Annotated in this window: 20 protein-coding genes, 2 pseudogenes and 4 other annotated features; of the genes and pseudogenes, 16 read left to right on the top strand and 6 right to left on the bottom strand. The window is 36.7% G+C overall.

From position 1 onward, the window contains the following. Window positions 1-31 precede the first annotated feature (31 nt). The 8 genes from dnaI (at window position 32) to ACYVEC_RS19940 (ending at window position 8,006) form a co-directional block, all read left to right on the top strand. Window positions 32-970 carry a primosomal protein DnaI gene (dnaI, locus tag ACYVEC_RS19975; RefSeq protein ID WP_063224734.1) on the top strand — a complete coding sequence of 313 codons (939 nt, stop codon included), beginning with the start codon at window positions 32-34 and terminating at the stop codon, window positions 968-970. A 276-nt stretch (window positions 971-1,246) separates the two neighbouring features. Continuing rightward, window positions 1,247-2,128: a putative sporulation protein YtxC gene (gene ytxC, locus ACYVEC_RS19970; RefSeq protein ID WP_063224735.1), complete on the top strand. Its 882-nt coding sequence runs from the start codon at window positions 1,247-1,249 to the stop codon at window positions 2,126-2,128. Between the two features lie 31 nt (window positions 2,129-2,159). Next, window positions 2,160-2,388: a binding site (T-box leader), on the top strand. 47 nt (window positions 2,389-2,435) lie between these two features. Beyond that, complete coding sequence (thrS, locus tag ACYVEC_RS19965; RefSeq protein WP_060632485.1) at window positions 2,436-4,373, top strand: threonine--tRNA ligase; 1,938 nt, start codon at window positions 2,436-2,438, stop codon at window positions 4,371-4,373. A gap of 210 nt (window positions 4,374-4,583) precedes the next feature. Then, window positions 4,584-4,704, top strand: a sequence feature (ribosomal protein L20 leader region). A 62-nt stretch (window positions 4,705-4,766) separates the two neighbouring features. Next, window positions 4,767-5,270, top strand: coding sequence for a translation initiation factor IF-3 (gene infC, locus ACYVEC_RS19960; protein WP_000973215.1), 504 nt, complete (start codon window positions 4,767-4,769; stop codon window positions 5,268-5,270). Between the two features lie 21 nt (window positions 5,271-5,291). After that, window positions 5,292-5,492, top strand: a complete 201-nt coding sequence (gene rpmI / locus ACYVEC_RS19955; RefSeq protein WP_001125945.1) for a 50S ribosomal protein L35 — start codon at window positions 5,292-5,294, stop codon at window positions 5,490-5,492. A gap of 37 nt (window positions 5,493-5,529) precedes the next feature. Beyond that, window positions 5,530-5,886, top strand: a complete 357-nt coding sequence (gene rplT / locus ACYVEC_RS19950; RefSeq protein ID WP_001138362.1) for a 50S ribosomal protein L20 — start codon at window positions 5,530-5,532, stop codon at window positions 5,884-5,886. Window positions 5,887-6,359: 473 nt separating this feature from the next. Then, window positions 6,360-6,851: a dUTP diphosphatase gene (locus tag ACYVEC_RS19945; protein ID WP_000365050.1), complete on the top strand. Its 492-nt coding sequence runs from the start codon at window positions 6,360-6,362 to the stop codon at window positions 6,849-6,851. A gap of 69 nt (window positions 6,852-6,920) precedes the next feature. Then, complete coding sequence (locus ACYVEC_RS19940; protein ID WP_063224736.1) at window positions 6,921-8,006, top strand: M42 family metallopeptidase; 1,086 nt, start codon at window positions 6,921-6,923, stop codon at window positions 8,004-8,006. Between the two features lie 39 nt (window positions 8,007-8,045). Here the strand turns inward: ACYVEC_RS19940 and ACYVEC_RS19935 are convergent, their stop codons facing one another. Next, window positions 8,046-8,663: a TetR/AcrR family transcriptional regulator gene (locus ACYVEC_RS19935; RefSeq protein WP_063224737.1), complete on the bottom strand. Its 618-nt coding sequence runs from the start codon at window positions 8,661-8,663 to the stop codon at window positions 8,046-8,048. 295 nt (window positions 8,664-8,958) lie between these two features. Between ACYVEC_RS19935 and ACYVEC_RS19930 the strand changes: the two genes are divergently transcribed. Next, on the top strand, window positions 8,959-9,612 hold the full coding sequence (locus ACYVEC_RS19930; RefSeq protein WP_063224738.1) for an HlyD family secretion protein: 654 nt from the start codon (window positions 8,959-8,961) through the stop codon (window positions 9,610-9,612). 12 nt (window positions 9,613-9,624) lie between these two features. Further along, window positions 9,625-11,424: a DHA2 family efflux MFS transporter permease subunit gene (locus ACYVEC_RS19925; RefSeq protein WP_063224739.1), complete on the top strand. Its 1,800-nt coding sequence runs from the start codon at window positions 9,625-9,627 to the stop codon at window positions 11,422-11,424. A gap of 22 nt (window positions 11,425-11,446) precedes the next feature. Here the strand turns inward: ACYVEC_RS19925 and ACYVEC_RS19920 are convergent, their stop codons facing one another. Together ACYVEC_RS19920 and ACYVEC_RS19915 are read right to left on the bottom strand one after the other, a co-directional pair. After that, window positions 11,447-11,803, bottom strand: a complete 357-nt coding sequence (locus tag ACYVEC_RS19920) for a hypothetical protein (protein ID WP_063224740.1) — start codon at window positions 11,801-11,803, stop codon at window positions 11,447-11,449. Between the two features lie 38 nt (window positions 11,804-11,841). Further along, window positions 11,842-12,212, bottom strand: a pseudogene (locus tag ACYVEC_RS19915) (DNA-binding protein). A 146-nt stretch (window positions 12,213-12,358) separates the two neighbouring features. On the opposite strand from ACYVEC_RS19915, the pseudogene ACYVEC_RS19910 reads away from it, so the two are divergent. Together ACYVEC_RS19910 and ACYVEC_RS19905 are read left to right on the top strand one after the other, a co-directional pair. After that, window positions 12,359-12,902: pseudogene (locus ACYVEC_RS19910) on the top strand (sigma-70 family RNA polymerase sigma factor). A gap of 21 nt (window positions 12,903-12,923) precedes the next feature. Beyond that, window positions 12,924-13,949: a DUF4179 domain-containing protein gene (locus ACYVEC_RS19905; RefSeq protein WP_063224741.1), complete on the top strand. Its 1,026-nt coding sequence runs from the start codon at window positions 12,924-12,926 to the stop codon at window positions 13,947-13,949. A 27-nt stretch (window positions 13,950-13,976) separates the two neighbouring features. On the opposite strand, the gene ACYVEC_RS19900 is transcribed toward ACYVEC_RS19905, so the two are convergent. The 3 genes from ACYVEC_RS19900 to sspI form a co-directional block, all read right to left on the bottom strand. Continuing rightward, entirely contained in the window at window positions 13,977-14,690 is a 714-nt protein-coding gene (locus ACYVEC_RS19900) for a CPBP family intramembrane glutamic endopeptidase (protein ID WP_063224742.1), read from the bottom strand. Window positions 14,691-14,829: 139 nt separating this feature from the next. Next, the gene (locus tag ACYVEC_RS19895) at window positions 14,830-15,387 is read right to left on the bottom strand and encodes an HD domain-containing protein (protein ID WP_000554798.1); all 558 of its coding nucleotides are present in this window, start codon (window positions 15,385-15,387) and stop codon (window positions 14,830-14,832) included. A 175-nt stretch (window positions 15,388-15,562) separates the two neighbouring features. Further along, window positions 15,563-15,772 (bottom strand): small acid-soluble spore protein SspI, encoded by a 210-nt coding sequence (gene sspI / locus ACYVEC_RS19890; RefSeq protein WP_000009509.1) that lies wholly within the window; start codon window positions 15,770-15,772, stop codon window positions 15,563-15,565. 82 nt (window positions 15,773-15,854) lie between these two features. Here sspI and ACYVEC_RS19885 point away from each other — a divergent pair, with 82 nt between their 5' ends. From ACYVEC_RS19885 to asnS, 4 genes are all read left to right on the top strand, one after another. Beyond that, window positions 15,855-16,652 (top strand): TrmH family RNA methyltransferase, encoded by a 798-nt coding sequence (locus ACYVEC_RS19885; RefSeq protein ID WP_142332792.1) that lies wholly within the window; start codon window positions 15,855-15,857, stop codon window positions 16,650-16,652. Between the two features lie 62 nt (window positions 16,653-16,714). Continuing rightward, window positions 16,715-16,943, top strand: a binding site (T-box leader). 44 nt (window positions 16,944-16,987) lie between these two features. Continuing rightward, window positions 16,988-18,022, top strand: coding sequence for a phenylalanine--tRNA ligase subunit alpha (pheS, locus tag ACYVEC_RS19880; RefSeq protein WP_000388220.1), 1,035 nt, complete (start codon window positions 16,988-16,990; stop codon window positions 18,020-18,022). Window positions 18,023-18,040: 18 nt separating this feature from the next. Then, on the top strand, window positions 18,041-20,461 hold the full coding sequence (pheT, locus tag ACYVEC_RS19875; RefSeq protein ID WP_063224744.1) for a phenylalanine--tRNA ligase subunit beta: 2,421 nt from the start codon (window positions 18,041-18,043) through the stop codon (window positions 20,459-20,461). A 153-nt stretch (window positions 20,462-20,614) separates the two neighbouring features. Beyond that, window positions 20,615-20,866 (top strand) — a binding site (T-box leader). Window positions 20,867-20,918: 52 nt separating this feature from the next. After that, window positions 20,919-22,310, top strand: a complete 1,392-nt coding sequence (asnS, locus tag ACYVEC_RS19870) for an asparagine--tRNA ligase (RefSeq protein WP_063224745.1) — start codon at window positions 20,919-20,921, stop codon at window positions 22,308-22,310. The last annotated feature ends 6 nt before the right edge of the window (window positions 22,311-22,316 follow it).

Raw genomic sequence — 22,316 nt, 5'->3', positions numbered from 1 at the left:
GAAGAGAATGAACGCTCTTTGAGGTGAGAAAATGGAGCATATTCAAAATTCATTTGCAAAGTTAATGGAAAATAAAAATTTTAAAAATAGATATGAAGTATTAAAGGCGGAAGTAATGGCACATCCGCGTGTGAAAGAATTTATAGACGAACATAAAGGTGAAGTAACAACTTCTATGATTGAGCGCAGTCTTGTAAAATTATACGAATATATTGGACAAAGTGTAGGTTGCGCAGATTGTCCAGATCTAGGTTCGTGTAAAAACATGCTGCAAGGATATGAGCCAAAGCTTGTTATCCAAGGGAAGATGATTGATATTCAATACGATCGTTGCGTTAGAAAAGTAGCATATGACGAGAGAAAGAAATATGAAAAACTCGTTCAAAGTGTATATATGCCAACTGACATTTTACAGGCAACGATGGAAAACTTAGATCCGTCTGATTTAGATGCGCGTATTGATGCAATTGGTGCAGCCAATGAATTTTTAAGTACATATGAACCTGGTAAAAAAGTACAAGGTTTATATTTGTACGGTAAATTTGGTGTAGGGAAAACGTATTTATTAGGAGCAATTGCGAATGAGCTTGCTCGAAAGAAAATTAGTTCGATGCTCGTATATTTCCCTGAATTTCTACGTGAAATTAAAAGTTCGATTCAAGATAATTCGATTGGGGAAAAGATTGATGCGGTGAAACGCGTACAAGTTTTAATGTTAGATGATATTGGAGCGGAAGCGATGTCAAGCTTTGTGCGTGATGATGTGCTTGGTGCAATTTTGCAATTCCGTATGTTAGAAAACTTACCGACGTTCTTTACGTCTAACTTTGATTTCAAGGAATTGGAACATCATTTAACGTATACACAGCGTGGTGAAGCAGAACAAATGAAAGCAGCGCGTATTATGGAACGAATTAAATATTTAGCGAAGCCAATTACAATTGGCGGGAAAAACCGACGTCATAAGTAAAGAGTAAGCTGAAAAGCTTGCTCTTTTTTCGTTTTGAACACTTTTCAGACTAGATGAATTGTAAAACGAAAAGTTCTTATGGAAAATTCATTGTAGCTTGTATCATTTTTTTCTCCCTCCCTTAATATATATAAAATTAGCAAGCCATATCGAGTGGATTTTCTAACGATAGGAAATGTAATTCTACTAAGAGTGAACTTCCACAGGTCGGACTCTTATAGGATTTGTAACGTATAGATACAATCCTTTAGAGCGGGGATAAAAGGGGGGACAAGAGTGATTGAAATTTGCTTCGAAGAAAAAAATGATGCTATGCATGTATACAGACAACTACTGAAAAGAGCGGAACTGTTATATAAGGAAACGAGTGTGTATTTACAGGAACAAAAGATTGTAATTCACATACCGGTAGGTGAATCGAATTATATTGAAAAGATTTTATTGCCAGTAATGGTGTATTTCATTGTGAATGTAAAGCAAAATGAGTGGATTTATACAATTTTAAAAGAAAAGTTTTTTTATGAAGAACAAGAAGAGTGTCATCAAATATTGCATATGGCACAAGAGATTTTAAAGGGAAGAAGAAAAGGGATTGCTCGTGAATTAACACGTCACACATTTGAATCATATATTAAGTCTTCTTTAAATAATTGGCTTTGTGATCCGCTCTCATTCTCGTTTTCATCATATGTTCGTTTTCGTCTTCGTACATATAGGGAAATGGTAGCTAAGCTTGCTGAAGTGGCGATTGATGAGTATAAGTTGGAGCAAGAATATCAAATGTTTATTGAGACGCTCCGGCAACAAGTACGTAGCCGGAAATCACGTTTGTCCTGTGTGCATCTTATTTTTGATGAAAGTTTTATTTTCTATGATGATAAAGGTAGACGTTTAAAACAGGAGAAATTGGTCCAATATATAGATGAGGAATTATTGAAGCAAAAGGATGTATATATTGACACGAAAGTAATTGCACCACTTCTTTCTATTTCGCCAAAAAAAATTTATTTATATACGAAAGAACAAGATCATAATATGATTATTACTTTGCGAAATGTATTTCAAGAACGGGTCCAATTACATGGATTACATGAGTTTGAGCGCAATGTGAAAAATTTAAAAAATAAAGGTAACGCCCTTGATTTTCTAAGTTTTTGAGCATATAATTACCTACATAAATGAAATATATTGAAATGTCATGATGAGGACATGAGTAGTTTTCTACGATTTTCAGAGAGGGAAGCCTTAGGGTGTGAGCTTCCTAGTACGGGATTATTACTTACCACCTCTAAACTTTAGCAGTGAACGGTTTTTCTAGTAATTGCTAACGGACAACACCGTTATGTTGAACTTGAGCAATTAACAATAAGGTTAATTGGAACAAGGGTGGAACCACGAATTTAACACTCGTCCCTTTTTACGGGATGAGTGTTTTTTATTTTGAGAAAAAGAGGAGTGACCAGTGATGGCAGATGTAGTTAAAATTACTTTCCCTGATGGAGCTGTGAAGGAGTTTCCAAAAGGCGTAACAACTGAAGAAATCGCAGCTTCTATTAGCCCAGGCTTAAAGAAAAAAGCTGTGGCTGGAAAATTAAACGATGAGATGATCGATCTTGTTACACCAATTGAAGAAGATGGTGCAGTTTCTATTATTACATTAGATTCTGAAGATGGCTTATACATTTTACGCCATTCAACAGCCCACCTTTTAGCACAAGCGTTAAAACGTTTATATAAAGATGTTAAGCTTGAGCTTGGCATTGGCCCAGTAATCGAAAACGGCTTCTACTACGATATTGATATGGAAGAAGCAATTACAGTTGAAGACTTCAAGAAAATCGAAAAAGAAATGCAAAAAATTGTGAACGAGAACTTAGAAATCGTTCGCCATGAAGTACCACGTGCAGAAGCACTTCGTCGCTTTGAAGAAATCGGCGATGAGTTAAAATTAGATTTAATTAACGATCTTCCAGAAGATGCGATTATTTCAATCTATGAGCAAGGCGAATTCTTCGACCTTTGCCGTGGTGTTCACCTTCCATCTACAGGGAAAATTAAAGTATTTAAATTATTAAGCGTTGCGGGTGCTTACTGGCGCGGCGATAGCAATAATAAAATGCTACAACGTATTTACGGTACTGCATTCGTTAAGAAAGCAGAATTAGATGAGCACTTACGTATGCTTGAAGAAGCAAAAGAGCGCGATCACCGTAAATTAGGTAAAGAATTAAAGCTATTTACTAATAGCCAAAAAGTAGGACAAGGTTTACCACTTTGGTTACCAAAGGGTGCAACAATCCGCCGCATTATCGAGCGTTACATTGTTGATAAAGAAGCGAGCTTAGGCTATGATCACGTATACACTCCAGTATTAGGAAGCAGAGAGCTTTATGAAACTTCTGGTCACTGGAATCACTACCGTGATGGTATGTTCCCATCAATGGAAATGGATAATGAAGAGTTAGTTCTTCGTCCAATGAACTGCCCTCACCACATGATGGTTTATAAAAACGATATTCACAGCTACCGTGAATTACCAATCCGTATTGCGGAACTTGGAACAATGCACCGCTATGAAATGTCAGGTGCGTTATCTGGATTACAACGTGTACGCGGAATGACTTTAAACGATGCGCACATTTTCGTACGCCCAGATCAAATTAAAGAAGAGTTAAAACGTGTTGTAAACTTAACGCTAGAAGTGTACAAAGATTTCGGTTTAGAGAACTACTCATTCCGTCTATCTTATCGCGACCCAGCAGATACTAAAAAGTACTATGCTGATGATGAGATGTGGGAAAAAGCACAAGGTATGTTAAAAGAAGCTATGGATGAAATGGGTCTTGATTACTACGAAGCTGAAGGTGAAGCGGCATTCTACGGTCCAAAACTTGACGTTCAAGTTCGTACTGCTCTTGGAAAAGACGAAACACTTTCAACTGTACAATTAGACTTCTTACTTCCAGAACGCTTTGAACTATCTTACGTTGGTGAAGACGGTAAACAACACCGTCCAGTTGTAATTCACCGTGGTGTTGTATCAACTATGGAACGTTTCGTAGCCTTCTTAATTGAAGAATACAAAGGTGCATTTCCAACTTGGTTAGCTCCAGTTCAAGCACAAGTAATTCCAGTTTCTCCGCAAGTACATTTAGACTATGCGAAGAAAGTACAAGATGAATTACGCCGTGCTGGTATCCGTGTTGAATTAGATACTCGTGAAGAGAAAATTGGTTACAAAATCCGTGAAGCACAAATGCAAAAAATTCCGTACATGCTTGTAGTAGGCGACAATGAAGTAACTGAAAATGGCGTAAACGTACGTAAATATGGTGAACAAAAATCAGAAACAATCGCATTAGATGCTTTTGTTGACATGATTAAAGTAGAAGGTAAACGATAAGAAAGAGCCGCGGTATACCGCGGCTTTTCTATGTAATATAAGCTAGATGAATTGGAAAAAATAACTATGTAACACTTATCATAAAAAAGTATTGCAAGTATGTTAGTTGTTTGTTACAATATTTCTTGTTGTTAGTAAAACACATCGCGTCTTCTTGACAGACGTTATGTCCTATGATAAACTCATCAAGGATAATAGAATATTGTTTTGTGGAACAAGTAGAAGCACCCGCTTCTCACCTGATGGACGCATTCGCAGTTAACAGGTAAATGTATTTCTTACTTAAGATTTTACAAGTGTGGGTGTCGTATGCCCGCACTTTTTTTGTCGGGTTCTATGACTACAAAATATGTTCTGAGAAAACCTTGGAGGTGGCTTACTATTAGCAAGGATATGATGATTAACGAGCAAATTCGTGCACGTGAAGTACGTTTAGTTGGCGCAAATGGCGATCAACTTGGAATCAAGTCTCGTAATGACGCTTTAGACTTAGCTGCAAATCTTAATCTTGATTTAGTATTAGTTGCTCCAAATGCGAAACCGCCAGTATGCCGCATTATGGACTACGGTAAATTCCGCTTTGAGCAACAGAAAAAAGAAAAAGAGCAGCGCAAAAATCAAAAAGTAATTAGCATGAAAGAAGTTCGTTTAAGTCCAACAATTGATGAACACGACTTTAACACAAAACTTCGTAATGCTATCAAGTTTTTAGAGAAAGGCGACAAGGTTAAAGCGTCAATTCGCTTTAAAGGACGTGCCATTACTCATAAAGAAATCGGTCAACGTGTTTTAGATCGCTTCTCAGAAGCTTGTGCTGAAGTTAGTACAGTTGAATCTAAGCCTAAAATGGAAGGACGCAGTATGTTCTTAGTTTTAGCACCGAAAAACGATAAGTAATAGATAGAGGAGGAAATACCTATGCCTAAACAAAAAACTCATCGCGGCGCTGCAAAGCGTTTCAAAAAGACTGGATCAGGTAAACTGAAACGTTCTCACGCTTACACAAGCCATTTATTCGCTAACAAATCTACAAAAGCTAAACGTAAACTACGTAAAGCTGGTGTAGTAAGCGCTGGTGACTTCAAACGCATTCGTCAAATGCTTGACAACTTAAAATAAGTTCGGCTGATATATAGAACAATTAGGAGGTAATATTATGCCAAGAGTAAAAGGTGGTACAGTTACTCGTCAACGTCGTAAAAAAGTAATTAAATTAGCAAAAGGTTACTACGGTTCAAAAAATACATTATTCAAGGTTGCTAACCAACAGGTTATGAAATCTCTAATGTATGCATTCCGTGACCGCCGTCAAAAGAAACGTGACTTCCGTAAATTATGGATTACACGTATCAACGCAGCAGCTCGTATGAATGGTCTTTCTTACAGCCGCTTAATGCACGGTCTTAAAAATGCTGGCATCGAAGTTAACCGCAAGATGCTTGCTGACTTAGCTGTTCATGACGAAAAAGCTTTCGCTGAATTAGCAACAGTTGCAAAAAACAACATTAACTAATTAATTAGTTGAAACCTTAGAAGATTTTTCTTCTAAGGTTTTTTTATTTGTATGCAAAGAGAAGAAGTATGTTGTTATCGATATGACAAAAAGAATATAAAAGTAATAGCGATATAGAAGAATATACATATGAAGTCAGGAGAATCCTCCTGGCTTTTTTTTATTATACCCCTTTGGAAAGAAGAGTATCTTTCCTAGGTGAAACGACACTGCTATAATGGAAAGATGATATGGAACTTTCATCAGATAAAATAAATTTTTTATCAGTGGGCAATCCCGGGATAATTATTAACTATCACCAATCGGAGTGAACAATCTAATCGTGATGATTGAAACGTATTTGTAAATTAAGGACAAGCTATTTTGTAAAGAGGTAAATGGCTGACTTATTAATAAGAAACGAAAAATAATAATGAACTTTGAGATGAAACAACATTGTTGCGTAAAATGCGATGTTGGAGGAGGACAATAGAATGGACTTACTACAACTATTTAAATTACAAAAAGAATTAGATGACCGTATTGCGAAAGAACATGACTTACAACCGAAAAAGTTGTTAAAAGAAAAAATGTTAGCTCTTCTTGTAGAAATTGGAGAACTAGCAAACGAAACACGTTGTTTTAAATATTGGAGCAACAAACCAGCATCAGAACGTGAAGTAATATTAGAAGAATATGTAGATGGTTTGCATTTTATTTTATCAATCGGAATTGATTTAGGTATTGATAAAAACTTCCTATTCTATAAGTGTGCACAAACGAATAAAACACAAGTAGAAATTTTCTTAGACACATATGCGAAGGTAATTCGTTTTACAGATCAACCATCTATTACGAACTATATTGAATTATTTACAAGCTATCTTCGACTTGGACAAGCGCTTGAGTTTGAACAAGAAGAGATTGAAAAGGCATATTTAGATAAAAACGAAGTAAATCATCAGCGTCAAACACAAGGATACTAATTTAATTTTTGAATATTTCAATTTCGTTTTGTATAATGAAGTGACTGAAGAAAAAGGAGGGTGTTGGCAATGACAAAATTAGACGCGACATTGACAATGCTAAAAGAATTAACAGATGCACGTGGTATTGCGGGTAACGAGCGTGAACCACGCGAAGTAATGAAGAAATATATTGAGCCGTTTGCGGACGAACTTTCTACTGATAATTTAGGAAGTTTAGTTGCGAAAAAAGTAGGGGAAGAACACGGCCCGAAAATTATGGTTGCTGGTCATTTAGATGAAGTTGGCTTTATGATTACGCAAATTGATGACAAAGGCTTCCTTCGTTTCCAAACTGTTGGTGGCTGGTGGTCACAAGTTATGCTTGCACAACGCGTGACAATTGTAACGCGTAAAGGAGATATAACAGGTGTAATTGGTTCAAAACCACCGCACATCTTACCTCCAGAAGCGCGTAAGAAGCCGGTTGAAATTAAAGACATGTTCATCGATATTGGTGCTTCTAGCCAAGAAGAAGCGATGGAGTGGGGCGTACGACCAGGAGATCAAGTTGTACCTTACTTTGAATTCCAAGTGATGAAGAATGAAAAAATGTTACTTGCAAAAGCATGGGATAACCGAATTGGTTGTGCAATCGCAATTGACGTATTAAAGCAATTAAAAGATGAAAAGCATCCAAACGTTGTATACGGCGTAGGGACTGTACAAGAAGAAGTCGGTCTTCGTGGTGCGAAAACATCTGCAAACTATATTAAACCAGATATCGCATTCGCAGTAGATGTTGGTATCGCTGGAGATACGCCAGGTGTAACGGCAAAAGAAGCGCAAAGTAAAATGGGTGATGGACCACAGATCATTTTATATGATGCTTCTGTTATTGGACATACAGGTTTACGTGACTTTGTAGTTGATGTTGCTGACGAATTACAAATTCCGTATCAATATGATTCAGTAGCTGGCGGAGGAACGGATGCAGGTGCAATTCATATTGCTGTAAATGGTATTCCGTCTATGGCAATTACGATTGCAACGCGCTACATTCATTCTCATGCGGCAATGTTGCACCGTGATGACTATGAAAATGCAGTGAAGTTAATTGTAGAAGTTATTAAACGTCTTGATAAAGAGGCTGTACATAACATTACATTTAATTAATAGAAAAAGCGAAGGAGCCTCTCCTTCGCTTTTTATGTTTTAAAAAGGTCTTTCTAATCCTGCAGCAGTATGAGCTCCTAAAATAATTAAACGAGTTAATTGCATAGCCATGAAATGCGGGGTATATATCATCCCTCTTTTTAACCATGACATAATCATCCCGATATGAGCTCCTGTTACATAGCTAATCAAAATATCACGAGGAACCATAAGATCTTTATCATCTGGTTGTGAAATAGATAAGCTTAATGTTAAATGTACTTGTATCGTTTTCATCATTTTATAAGAGTAGTTTCCGGCAGCTTTATCTCCAAGCATAACATTATAGAAATTCACATTTTCTGCGATGTGTTCAAATAAAGCTAAAAAGGTCGGATGAGGTGAATCAAATGTTAGTTGAAAATCTTCTTTATTTCTATTCTTCGGTTTAATTACTTCTGTTAGCTTCTCTAACATTTCTTCAATGCTTTTGTCTAATAGGTCATATTTATCATGGTAATGGCTATAAAATGTAGCGCGGTTTACAGGAGCACGTTCGGCGATATGTTGAACAGTTACATTTTCAAAACCTTTTTCGCCTACTAAAGCGACAAAAGCATCCTGTATGAGTTGTCTCGTCCGCTTAACACGTGGATCATTTGTATTTTTAATAGACATTTTACTTCTCCCCGTTTAATTTTCTGTACTTAAACAACATATTGGTATTATATTGTTGTTTAAGCGACATTTCATACGTTAATTGTTGGTTGTAGTTTCAAAATAATTATTTATAATTATAAACGATAGTCCTTCAGAAATCAGCACCGCTCGCAGGTAGATAAATTCGATTTACACCGCAGATGGTGTGATTTTTTTGTTTAAAGGTTAACATAATTAACAATTAAACACTCTAAACAATAAGGACGTAAATAGTTTAGAAAAAAATTATATGCGATATAAGGAGAGGAATGCAATGAATCAGTTTCGAAGAATGGTGATTATCAACATTATCACATTAATTGTACTAGTTGGCGGCGGTATTGGCGGTTATTACTATTACAATCAAGCGGAAAATTACTTGAAAACAGACAATGCAAAAATTGATGGAAAGGTAATTCCGATTGCATCACCAGTAGCGGGTAAATTAACGGACTGGAAAGCTGAAGTAGGTAAGAATTACAATGAGAATGATAAATTAGGTGCTGTCACTGTAGCAGCAGCTAATGGAGAACAAACAGTAGATGTAACAATTCCGCAAAATGCAACAGTTGTACAATCAAACGCAACAACAAATGCTTTCGTTGGAGCAGGTAGCCCGATCGCTTACGCATTTGACATGAACGATTTATGGGTAACAGCAAACATTGAAGAAACAGATGTTGATGATGTTCAAAAAGGTCAAGATGTAGATGTGTATGTAGATGCATACCCAGATACAACATTATCAGGAAAAGTAGAGCAAGTGGGCTTAACAACAGCGAACACATTCTCTATGTTACCATCAAGCAACGCAACAGCGAACTATACGAAAGTAACACAAGTAGTACCAGTTAAAATTTCTTTAGATCATAGTAAATCAGTAAATATTGTTCCTGGCATGAATGTGACAGTTCGTATTCATAAGTAAGGGGGAGATGAGATGTCCTCAATCATAATTGCAGGATATGCACTATTTTGTATAATCGTCTTCTTCCTTGTAAATCGTCTTTTACGAAAGAAAAAAACGAATGTGGGAGAAGAACAAGTCCCAGCCGTAAATAAAATAGAAGTAAGTAAAGTAGAAACAGAAGAGACAGAAATTGAACGGAAGCAAGAATCGGAAATCTCTAATGTAGTTGAGTTAGAAACAGGACAGCAAGAAGAAGTAAAACAAGAAAAAGAAGTGCCGAAAAAACAAATGTCTATGCCTGTAGAGAATGTGAACGTAAAAGCAGTTGTAGCTGTATTAATTCTCGGCATGTTCGTTTCTATTTTAAACCAAACAATCATTAACGTTGCATTGCCACCGTTAATGAATGAATTTAACGTTTCAACTTCAACAGCACAATGGTTAATTACAGGTTTCATGCTTGTAAATGGTATTTTAGTACCGATTAGTGCCTTTTTAGTTTCGCGATTTACGTATCGTAAATTATTCGTAGCAGCAATGTTATTCTTCACTGTAGGATCTATCATTTGTGCTATTTCAGGAAACTTTACAATGATGATGACGGGCCGCGTTATTCAAGCGGTTGGTGCGGGTATTTTAATGCCGGTTGGTATGAATATCTTCATGACATTATTCCCGCCTCATAAGCGCGGAGCAGCGATGGGATTACTAGGTGTAGCGATGATTTTAGCACCAGCTATCGGACCAACTGTAACAGGTTGGGTGATTGAAAATTACAGCTGGAACTTAATGTTCTATGCGATGTTTATTATTGGTTTAATTATTACGTTCCTATCTTTAAAATTCTTTACACTAGCTCAGCCAGTGTCTAAAACGAAATTAGATATATTTGGTGTGGTTAGTTCAAGTATTGGACTAGGAAGCTTATTGTATGGATTTAGTGAAGCTGGAAATAATAGTTGGACTAGTGCAGAAGTCATTATTTCACTTGTTATCGGTGTAATTGGTTTAGCGTTATTTATTTGGAGAGAGTTAACAACGGACAATAAAATGCTTGATTTACAAGTGTTTAAATATCCAGTATTTACTTTCACTTTAGTAATTAACGCAATCGTAACGATGGCATTATTCGGAGGTATGCTATTACTTCCAGTATATCTACAAAATATTCGTGGCTTTACGCCAATTGAATCTGGTTTACTACTTCTTCCAGGATCATTAATTATGGGAATCATGGGACCAGTAGCGGGTAAATTATTCGATAAATATGGCATTCGTCCATTAGCAATAATTGGATTGGCAATTACGACGTATGCGACATATGAATTTACAAAATTATCGATGGATACACCGTATAGCGTTATTATGACGGATTATATTATACGTTCAATTGGTATGTCATTCATTATGATGCCAATTATGACAGCTGGTATGAACGCACTGCCGATGAAATTAATTTCTCACGGTACAGCAACGCAAAATACGTCAAGACAAGTAGCGGGTTCAATTGGGACAGCGATTTTAATTACACTTATGACGCAACAAACAACTGCTCACGTAGCAGATTACGGCAATATGTTAACAACGTCAAATCCAATTTTAGTTGATAAAGTACACGGTATGGGGCAAAGCTTAGCGGCCTTAGCCGGATCAGCGCAAGCAGGAGATGCGATGGGCACGCAACTATTATATGGACAAATTTCAAAGCTATCTGCAATTAATGGTATTAACGATGCCTTCTTAATTGCAACAATACTCGCAGGTGTTGCTTGGGTGTTATCGTTCTTCTTACCATCAGGCAATAAGCCAAATAGAAAAGCAGGGAATTAATTTCCCTGCTTTTTTGTGTTTTTTATGCAGTTAGATATAAAAGATGATAACCAGTTACAGAGCACAATCCTGTTATAACCAAAATCGTCCCCATAGAACGAATACTCGATATTTGTCTTCCGCTTATAATAGCTAATAGTCCAGCTAAAGAGAAGAAACACCAATATAAAGTTCCCGAAATTGGAACCATCCCCTCTAAATCTATTCCAGAGCCTATACAAATGATAGGAACAACGATAAGTAATATGCTAATTAAACCAGCTATAATAGTAAGTGATTTACGACATTTCATACCAGCAATAATTAAAAAAATACCAACGATAAATGCGCATAACATCAAAGTAAGAGCTAAAATCATCCAAGTTAATATTCCGAACACTTCTGTATTACCTCCGATTTGTAAGTTGCTAAAAAATATTATATATAGAATGAATCACCTACAGACATGAGCTCCCAGAAGATAACACCTAATATTCCAGTGGTAAAAATAATGAATCCCATATTACGTATACTTTTAATTTTTGCTTGTACTCCACTTACCCCTGCTAATAATCCAGTTAAAGAAAATAGGGTCCAGTAAAGAGCAGTTGGGATCGGGAAAATTGTATCGATATGAATCCCTACACTTAAAAGAACAAAAGGTAGTGTGACAAAGGATAGGCTAAGTAGCCCCATTAAACCAACGAGTAAATTCCGATATTTAATTCCTGTTACTATTAAAAAATAGCACCAGCAATCCCGCATAGTAAGAGAAGTGGCGTAAAAAGCATCCAAATAATACTGAACATATGTAAACTCCTTTATGTGAATTAAGTTATATTTTACTACATGAGGTTTATTTTGGATATTATTAATAAATATGTATAAATTGATAGAAATGAGTAGTACCGATACGAATTAATAGATATAGAGCATGTTAGAGAGGAGGGGGCATATGAAAATTACAGAAGAGAACGTTGCAATACAGCTAAGGAAAAGGAATGAAAAAGCATTATATTTTATTATCGACCAGTACGGCGGACTTATAAAAAGTATTGTTCAGAAGCATTTAGCTTCTTTTCAAGATGTGCAAGAGGAATGTATGGATGATGTGTTGTTGGCGATTTGGAATCATATTGAAAAGTATGATGAAGAGAAAAATACGTTAAAAAATTGGATTGCAGCTATTACAAAATATAAATCTATCGATTATGCGAGGAAATATGCGAAGACAGTAAATGAAAAAAGGATTAGATCAAATAGGTGAAATAGCGGTACATACCGATACTACTAAAAGAGAAATTAGTAATGATATGGAACATATATTAAATCATTTAAAGAAGAACGATAAAGAAATCTTTATGAAGCATTACGTGGAAGAAGATAGTGTGGAAGATATTGCGGAGAAAATGGGGGTGAAAACTTCTTTTATATACAATCGTCTATCAAGAGGTCGAAAGAAGTTAAGGGCATTATTTTTACATAACCGGATGAAATAAATAAGAAAAGAGGTGAAGGAAATGAAAGATCCATATGAAATGTTAAATGATATAAGAATGGATGAGAATGAATATGAAGAGATTAACTTAACGCACATAGAGAAAAAGAAAATAAAAAAGCGAATTCGTAAAAAAATAAAAACGAACAAAGCTCATACGAAACGGAATGTAGCTATTGTAACAATGGCTGCGGCATTATTTATCATGATGATGACTGTAGATATGAGAAGGATGATTGCAGATATACCGTTAATCGGAAGTAAAATGGAAGACTACGTGAACAGTAGAGGCGAACCTTTAAAAGAATATAAAACGACAATAGGACAAACAGTTTATGATAACGGTGTAGAAGTGCGGTTAGATGAAGTGATAATAGATGAGGGACAGATTATTGTTAATAGTACGTTTAAGTCTAGTCGTATCAATTTAGAGGGCTCTTATCCTAGCCCTGATATTTATATAAATGGAAAACAGTTAAATGGTAGCGGTAGCGGCGGGGACAAGAAAATAAATGAATACACGTATACATTTTTCTCAAATATAGATTTAAAAGATGGTGAAATGAACCCTCTAGAAATTCATGGAGAATGTGATATACAAGTTGTATATAGAGATATCTCTTTAAAAGAAGAGAATTCAACATGGAAAGGAGAATGGGGCTTTTCCTTTAAAGCATCTGGAGACAAATTAAAAGCTGAAACGAAAACAATCCCAATCCATAAACATTTTAAATTAGAAAATGGTCAAAAAATAGAAGTGGAAGATTTAAAAGTTTCTCCTATATCTACGAAGTTGAACTATAAAATGTTGAATGGAACAAAATTAGAGGTGAAATTTATCGCGAAAGATCAAGATGGAAACGAGCTAATACCACATTCAGGCCTTACATTATCAAAAAATAGTTATTGGCGATTTGAAAAGCTAGAAGATCGTGTAACGAAAATTATACTGACGCCTGTCCTAACTTCTGGTGAAGAAGGAGAAAAGAAAACGAATTATCGAAAAGTGCTAACGGAAGAAGAGTTTGAAGTTGTTATAAAAGAGTAAAAAGAGGTATCGCGATGATACCTCTTTTTAACTTAAGAATGCCAACATATTATTCATAATATGAAGTAACATAGCTGGAATAATGGATTTTGTTTTTTTACATAAAATAGCCATTAATAATCCCAAGAAGAAAGTAATTACCATTACCCCAAGTGAGTATGTATGAGCGATCCCGAAGAAGAAACTTGTTACGATGGCTGCAATCCAAAATGGAAAGCGTTCAGAGAAGAAGTGAAGTAAAAAACCACGGAAAATAAGCTCTTCAAAAATTGGTGTGAGTATCGCAAAGCTGAGAAGTAGTAATATTTGATACTGCTTAAAAATGTCTAAATTTAGTGCGGAAGATTGCTGCTTTGTTGCGTCTTGGAACACATAATTTAACAGTATGTAATTGAGTATGATGTTTATAACGAAGAAAAGAAGTAAGTATACGTATGTGCGCCATTCTTTCAGTGCTTTAAAGTTAAAAGATTTTAATAGTAAATTTTTTGCGGGTTCGAATTTAAAAATGAAGAATAACAACACGGTTAGTTGTAATACGGTACTTGCAGTATTGGCAATAGATTCGTACAGGGCAATTTGTTTTTTATCTGTAAGACCTGCTGTATAAATTGTTAAGGGCATTGCGAGGAACACAGTAATAAGTCCGGTTCCGAAAAAAGCGAATAAAACGGAGCTAATAAATTGTCCCCATGACATAGAGTATTTCTGTTCATTAGAAAGTTGTGTAGCGGATTGCATTTGTAAAATCACCTCTTTATATTTGTATATTTAATTATAAAGTATTTCATTTTTGAATGTAACATTTAAATATTACATATAAAGGTTTATTTTCCATAAAATAATAAAAGAGGTATCACCCTATAGTGATGCCTCTTTCTTATTGATAACTATGTTCTGCTTTGTTATTCGATTTTGATTGCTCTATTTGCAATTCACGCTCTACCAATCGATCTAACTGCTGAATTGCTTTTAGTGCTTTTTCATAAGAAATAGTCCGGTAATGGTGCGCTCCTCCCGGTTCTTCATCTGCTTCATCTGCCCACTTAATAATGTTTTGTAGAGGTGTTCTTTCAAGTGATTGTTCTACTAGGAAAGAATCAGTATGCAATAGAATTGCAACAGAAATTTCTTTTGCTTGCTTTGGATGTTCGCCTAATCGGATTAATAACTTATGAGCTCGTTCCGCTCCTTTAATTGCATGGATATCATTCTTTTTATATAAGTCATAGTCCCATTCGCCGCCTGTGTACCACGTATGATGTCCGATATCATGAAGGAAACCAGCTTTTGTCGCAGCATCGACTGAGGCGTGATGCTTTTTAGCTAAGTGAAACGCATGGTAAGCGACAGCAATCGCGTGGACCATCCCAGAACGATTTACGTATTTTTGTGTAATATGGTGTTTAAAAATTTGTTCAAGCGTAATACGGTGCATAAAACATTCACTCCTTTTATCTAATGGTGTATATGAAGAAAAATCGATCGGTTTAAATGTATTTTGAACATTGTACTCCATCGAGTAGCGTTAGTAAAGTAGAAATGTTTAGGGAAAGAAAAAAATTTTCGGCAAAAAATCACCTTAGCTTATGCAAAGGTGATTTTCAAATTGTTTATTTTTTTAATCCTTGCTCTAACGTTTCTAACATTTCGTGCTTTTCATTTTCATCAGCGTTTTTCCAAATGACTTCGAATAAAACACCAAGACCTGGAAGCATTTTTTCTTCACCGCTTTGAATTGCATCTACAATTGTTTCTTGTAATTGGTCTTGTGAATTTCCAGATACATTTGCTAATACAGCACCGCGTAAATTAAAACTCATTGCTTTCACCTCTTCTTCAGAATTGAAACTGACGTTAGTTTTTGTTCTTTTTTATGTAAATATGTATGAAAAATAGGCTATAATGATAAGACAAGAAGAGAGGGAAATACATATTATGAAAAACATTGATTCATTACAAAATCCGCGTGTAAAGCAGTGGAAAAAGCTGCAAACGAAAAAAGAACGCGATAAACAAGGGTTGTTCTTTGTAGAAGGATTCCATTTAGTGGAGGAAGCTTTAAAGGCAGGAGTTGTAACAGAACTTATCGTTTCAGATCAGACAGATCTTCCGAAAGATTGGACAGTTAATGATGTGGAAATGTATATTGTGCCTGAAGCAATCGTAAAAGTACTTCGTGAAACAGAAACGACGCAAGGTGTATTTGCTGTTTGTGAGAAGCATGAGAAAGAAGTAGTTCTTACTGATGGGAAATTTCTTCTATTAGATGGCCTGCAAGACCCAGGTAATTTAGGAACGATTATTCGTACAGCTGATGCAGCTGGTATTCATGCCGTTGTGCTTGGAGAAGGTTGTGTTGATGTCTACAATAGTAAAGTACTCCGCTCTACACAAGGTTCTATTTTCCACTTACCAATTGTAAAAGGGAACTTAGAAGAATGGGTAGACAAGCTAAAAGAAAATAACGTTCCTGTATATGGAACAGCTCTTGAAAATGGAGTTCCTTATGGTGAAGTAACGCCGGCCGGAAGTTTTGCATTAATTGTAGGAAATGAAGGAAATGGCGTACGCCAAGAAATTCTTGCAAAAACAGATCAAAACTTGTATATTCCGATTTATGGCGGGGCAGAATCATTAAATGTTGCGGTTGCAGCAGGGATTTTAACGTATTATTTACAAAGCCCAGTTGCGAACAAATAAAAAACTTCTTATAATAAGTTGAAGTACATGTTCGTAATGAACATATAATAAAAGTTAAATAACGAAAAACGTTGATAGAGAAGAGTAGCTTACAAAATCGCCATATAGGGAGAGAATGCCGTAGACTGAAAGCATTCTTATGGTAGACGAAAGTGAATTCACCTCTGGAGTTGACGCCAGGACCATGTAAGTGTAAAGGCGTTCCGGTCAGAATTGATCGTTATAACTAATGAGTGGGCAGACATGTTCTGTCAATTTAGGGTGGTACCGCGAATTTACCTCGTCCCTTTTTGGGAGCGAGGTTTTTTTATTTTTAAAATTAGGAGGGTTCCAAAATGGAAGCACGTTTAAAAGAGCTAAAGCAAAAAGCGTTAGAGCTGATTGAAGAAGCGAAAGAGCTAAAAGGCTTAAACGACGTACGCGTAGCGTATTTAGGAAAAAAAGGTCCAATTACAGAAGTATTACGCGGCATGGGAAAATTATCAGCAGAAGAGCGTCCACGTATGGGAGCGTTAGTAAATGAAGTACGTGAAGCGATTCAAACGCGTCTAGAAGACAAAATTGGTAACTTAGAAAAAGCAGTAATTGAAGCGAAATTAGCTACTGAAACAATTGATGTTACACTGCCAGGTCGTCCTGTTGAAACAGGTTGTCACCATCCGTTAACAGCTGTTGTTGAACAAATTGAAGATGTATTCATCGGTATGGGTTATGAAGTAGCTGAAGGAACAGAAGTAGAAAAAGACTACTACAACTTCGAAGCATTAAACTTACCGAAAGATCACCCAGCACGTGATATGCAAGATACATTCTACATTACAGAAGAAACGTTACTACGTACACATACATCTTCTGTGCAAGCACGTACGATGGAAAATAATAAAGAAAAAGGCCCAATTAAAATTATTTGTCCTGGTAAAGTGTATCGCCGCGATGACGATGATGCGACGCATTCACACCAGTTCATGCAAATTGAAGGTCTTGTAATTGATAAAAACATTCGCATGAGTGATTTAAAAGGTACACTACAAGTATTCGTGAAGAAGATGTTTGGGGAAGATCGTGAAATCCGCCTTCGTCCAAGTTTCTTCCCATTCACAGAGCCATCTGTAGAGATGGATATTTCTTGTATGATGTGTCACGGAAAAGGTTGCGGCACTTGTAAAGGAACTGGCTGGATCGAAATTTTAGGCGCAGGTATGGTTCACCCGAACGTACTTGAAATGGCTGGTTATGATTCAAAAGAATATCAAGGTTTCGCATTCGGTATGGGCGCAGAGCGTATCGCAATGTTGAAATACGGCGTTGATGACATTCGTCATTTCTATACAAATGATGTACGTTTCTTACAACAATTCAAACGAGCGTAAGGGAAGGAGAGGATAAATATGTTCGTATCATATCGTTGGTTACAAGAGTATGTAGATATTAAAGATGTAACAGCACAAGAACTAGCAGACAAAATCACGAAAAGTGGTATTGAAGTAGAAGGTGTTGAAGTATTAAATAAAGGTGTAAAAGGTGTTGTAGTTGGTCACGTATTAGAATGTGAAAAACACCCAGAAGCTGATAAATTAAGCAAATGCTTAATTGATATCGGTGAAGAAGAGCCAGTTCAAATTATTTGTGGAGCTGCTAACATTGCAAAAGATTTAAAAGTACCAGTTGCAAAAGTTGGAGCTGTACTTCCTGGTAACTTCAAAATTAAAAAAGCAAAACTACGCGGTGAAGCTTCTCACGGTATGGTTTGTGCTCTTCAAGAGCTTGGTATTGATGGAAAGTTAGTTTCAAAAGAATATGCAGATGGTATCTTTATCTTCCCAAGTGACGCTGAAGTTGGTGCAGATGCACTTGAAATTTTAAACTTACATGATGAAGTACTTGAGCTTGGTTTAACACCAAACCGTGCAGATTGCTTAAACATGTTAGGTGTTGCGTATGAAGTAGCTGCTATTTATGGCCGTGAAGTAAAACTTCCAGCTATTAACTTACAAGAAACAAAAGAAAAAACTGCTGATTACATTTCTGTAAGTGTAGAAGCGAAAGAAGAAAACCCATTATATATTGCAAAAATGGTGAAGAACGTAAAAATTGGTCCATCACCAATGTGGATGCAAACTCGTCTTATGGCAGCTGGCATTCGTCCAATTAGCAATGTAGTTGATATTACAAACTACATTTTAATGGAATACGGTCAACCGTTACATGCATTTGATTACGATAAATTAGGTTCAAAAGAAATCGTTGTTCGTCTTGCAAAAGAAGGCGAAAAAATTGAAACGTTAGATGATCAAGAACGTACATTACAAAGCCACCACCTTGTAATTACAAACGGAACAAAAGCTTTAGCTGTTGCAGGTGTAATGGGCGGAGCGGATTCAGAAGTTACAAATGAGACAGTAAACGTTCTAATTGAGTCTGCATACTTTGCAGGTCAAACGGTGCGCCGTACATCAAAAGACTTAGGTCTTCGCAGTGAATCAAGTGCACGTTTCGAAAAAGGAATCGACCCAACACGTACATTTGAAGCAATTCAACATGCAGCTGCATTAATGGCGAAATACGCTGGCGGAGAAGCACTTGAAGGTGTAGTAGAAGCTGATAACTTACAAGTACAAGAGCGTACAGTATCTGTTACTGCTGAAAAAGTAAACCGTGTATTAGGTACAGATATTTCTGCAAGTGAAATGGGTACAATGTTCACAAACTTAAAATTCCCATTTACAGAAGTAGAAGGAACATTCCATGTGAATGTACCAGCACGTCGTCCTGATATTACAATTTCAGAAGACTTAGTAGAAGAAGTGGGCCGTCTATACGGTTATGACCACATTCCAGTTACATTACCTTCTGGAACAATGACTCGTGGTAAATTAACATCAGCACAAACGAAACGTCGTAAAGTACGTCGCTTCCTAGAAGGTGCTGGTTTATATGAAGCAATCACATATTCATTAACAAGCGCTGACAAAGCGAAGCAATATATGGTTGAGCCAAACGAAAAAGCTCCTGTAAACCTTGCACTTCCAATGAGTGAAGAGCGTAGCCAACTTCGTTTAAGCTTAGTGCCACAATTGTTAGAAGCAGTTTCATACAATGTCGCTCGTAAAAACGACAGTGTTGCTTTATACGAAGTAGGTTCTATCTTCTTACCGACAGAAGCAGGAGAACTTCCGAAAGAAGAACAACATCTTGCAGGTGTGATGACAGGTCTTGCTCTTCACCATGCATGGCAAGGTGAGAAGAAAGTAGTAGACTTCTTCGTTATGAAAGGTGTACTAGAAGGACTATTCGACGTACTTGGCGTTTCAAACCAAATCACATATGCACCAGCAAAACGTGAAGGTATGCACCCAGGCCGTACAGCTGACATCGTATTAGATGGCGAAGTAATTGGTTTCATCGGTCAATTGCATCCGGAAGCAGAAAAACAATTAGATGTGAAAAATACATTCGTATTTGAACTATCTCTTGTAAAAGTATTCGGTGCAGACGCAGAAGAAACGTATTACTCAGCAATTCCACGTTTCCCATCTATGACACGTGATATGGCTGTTGTAGTAACAAAAGAAACAAAAGCTGGTGAAATGAAGCAAGTCATTGCTGAGGCTGGCGGAGAACTTCTGAAAGACGTAACGCTATTTGATTTATACGAAGGTGAAAAAATGGAAGAAGGCAAGAAATCACTTGCATTCTCTATGACCTACTTCGATGCAGAACGTACGTTAACAGACGAAGAAGTAACAGAAGCACATAACCGTGTATTAACAACGGTAGAAGAGAAATTTGGTGCGGAGTTACGTAAGTAATTAGAAAATTGCCGGATTCATTCCGGCAATTTTTTTATTGCACAATCGTCAAAAGATGTCGGTAAGTCGATATATTATAAAAATCGCTTATATATTTTCTGGCATCTTGCATCTTTCTCTCGAATGTAGTACATTAATTTTAGTTTAACAAAACGAAAGACGATGATAAGGAAAAGTAGTATATACTATAATCCAAAGCGAGTCAGGGATGGTGAGAGCCTGATGAGGCGGTATATGTGAAGAACACCTTGGAGTTGCTAACCGAAATTGAATTTTGTATTCAAGAGTAGACTTAGACGGGAATCCGGCCTGTTACAAACCGGGAAGTATGTATTACATACGAGTTAAAGTTGGTCTTTATGACAAATTGGGTGGTACCGCGAAGTTTAACCTTTCGTCCCTTTATGGATGAAAGGTTTTTTTGTATTTAAATATATCAGCAAAGGAGAATTTCACTATGGAAAACACATTAGTAAAAAGTCTGTATAGAGATACAGAAAAGTATGCAGGTCAAACAGTACAAGTATCAGGGTGGATTCGTAACTTACGTGATTCAAAAGCATTCGGTTTCATCGAATTAAACGACGGTAGCTTCTTCAAAAGCGTTCAAATCGTTTTCGATACAGAATTAGAGAACTTTAAAGAAATTGCAAAACTTCCACTTAGCTCTTCAGTGAAAGTAGAAGGAAAAGTAATTGCAACGCCTGGAGCGAAGCAACCATTTGAAATTAAAGCAGAAAAAATTGATATCGAGGGCCTATCAGATTCTGATTACCCACTTCAAAAGAAGCGTCATACGTTTGAATACTTACGTACAATCGCTCACTTACGTCCAAGAACAAATGCATTCTCTGCAACGTTCCGTGTGCGTTCTATCGCAGCATTTGCGATTCACCAATTCTTCCAAGAGCGTGGATTCGTACATGTTCACACACCAATCATCACTGGTAGTGATACAGAAGGTGCTGGCGAAATGTTCCGCGTAACAACGCAAGATTTAAACAACGTACCAAAAGGTGAAGACGGACAAGTTGATGAAGCAAAAGATTTCTTCGGCAAAGAAACAAACTTAACAGTAAGTGGACAGCTGAACGCTGAAGCTTATGCATTAGCATTCCGTGATGTATACACATTCGGACCTACATTCCGTGCGGAAAACTCAAACACAACTCGCCATGCTGCTGAGTTCTGGATGGTTGAGCCTGAGATTGCATTCGCTGAGTTAGGCGATGTAATGGATCTTACAGAAGATATGCTGAAATATGCAATGAAATACGTACTAGAGCATGCACCAGAAGAAATGGACTTCTTCAACAGCTTCGTTGATAAAACAGTTCTAGAGCGCATGAACAACGTAATTAACTCTGACTTCGGTCGTATCACATATACAGAAGCAATTAAAGTACTTCAAGAATCAGGTGCTGACTTCAAATACCCAGTAGAATGGGGTATTGATTTACAAACAGAGCACGAAAGATATTTATCAGAAGAAATCTTCAAACGCCCTGTATTCGTAACTGACTATCCGAAAGACATTAAAGCGTTCTACATGCGTATGAATGAAGACGGTAAAACAGTAGCTGCTACTGACCTTCTAGTTCCTGGCATCGGCGAATTAATCGGCGGAAGTCAACGTGAAGAAAGAATGGACGTTTTAGTAGACAGAATTAAAGAATTAGGTATGAACGAAGAGGACTACTGGTGGTACTTAGAACTTAGAAAATACGGCGGTACAAAACATGCTGGATTCGGTCTAGGTTTCGAGCGCTTCCTAATGTACATCACTGGTATGGCTAACATCCGTGACGTAATTCCATTCCCAAGAACTCCAGGTTCTTCTGAATTCTAAAATATG

Source organism: Bacillus sp. MN7755 (assembly GCF_054771475.1).
This window is presented reverse-complemented; position numbering and strand designations above follow the sequence as displayed.

Bases quoted from the DNA above. Each gene is read 5' to 3' on its own strand.
- dnaI (WP_063224734.1), top strand. From the start codon at position 32: ATGGAGCATATTCAAAATTCATTTGCAAAGTTAATGGAAAATAAAAAT.
- thrS (WP_060632485.1), top strand. From the start codon at position 2,436: ATGGCAGATGTAGTTAAAATTACTTTCCCTGATGGAGCTGTGAAGGAG.
- infC (WP_000973215.1), top strand. From the start codon at position 4,767: ATGATGATTAACGAGCAAATTCGTGCACGTGAAGTACGTTTAGTTGGC.
- rpmI (WP_001125945.1), top strand. From the start codon at position 5,292: ATGCCTAAACAAAAAACTCATCGCGGCGCTGCAAAGCGTTTCAAAAAG.
- rplT (WP_001138362.1), top strand. From the start codon at position 5,530: ATGCCAAGAGTAAAAGGTGGTACAGTTACTCGTCAACGTCGTAAAAAA.
- ACYVEC_RS19945 (WP_000365050.1), top strand. From the start codon at position 6,360: ATGGACTTACTACAACTATTTAAATTACAAAAAGAATTAGATGACCGT.
- ACYVEC_RS19940 (WP_063224736.1), top strand. From the start codon at position 6,921: ATGACAAAATTAGACGCGACATTGACAATGCTAAAAGAATTAACAGAT.
- ACYVEC_RS19935 (WP_063224737.1), bottom strand. From the start codon at position 8,663: ATGTCTATTAAAAATACAAATGATCCACGTGTTAAGCGGACGAGACAA.
- ACYVEC_RS19930 (WP_063224738.1), top strand. From the start codon at position 8,959: ATGAATCAGTTTCGAAGAATGGTGATTATCAACATTATCACATTAATT.
- ACYVEC_RS19925 (WP_063224739.1), top strand. From the start codon at position 9,625: ATGTCCTCAATCATAATTGCAGGATATGCACTATTTTGTATAATCGTC.
- ACYVEC_RS19905 (WP_063224741.1), top strand. From the start codon at position 12,924: ATGAAAGATCCATATGAAATGTTAAATGATATAAGAATGGATGAGAAT.
- ACYVEC_RS19900 (WP_063224742.1), bottom strand. From the start codon at position 14,690: ATGCAATCCGCTACACAACTTTCTAATGAACAGAAATACTCTATGTCA.
- ACYVEC_RS19895 (WP_000554798.1), bottom strand. From the start codon at position 15,387: ATGCACCGTATTACGCTTGAACAAATTTTTAAACACCATATTACACAA.
- sspI (WP_000009509.1), bottom strand. From the start codon at position 15,772: ATGAGTTTTAATTTACGCGGTGCTGTATTAGCAAATGTATCTGGAAAT.
- ACYVEC_RS19885 (WP_142332792.1), top strand. From the start codon at position 15,855: ATGATAAGACAAGAAGAGAGGGAAATACATATTATGAAAAACATTGAT.
- pheS (WP_000388220.1), top strand. From the start codon at position 16,988: ATGGAAGCACGTTTAAAAGAGCTAAAGCAAAAAGCGTTAGAGCTGATT.
- pheT (WP_063224744.1), top strand. From the start codon at position 18,041: ATGTTCGTATCATATCGTTGGTTACAAGAGTATGTAGATATTAAAGAT.
- asnS (WP_063224745.1), top strand. From the start codon at position 20,919: ATGGAAAACACATTAGTAAAAAGTCTGTATAGAGATACAGAAAAGTAT.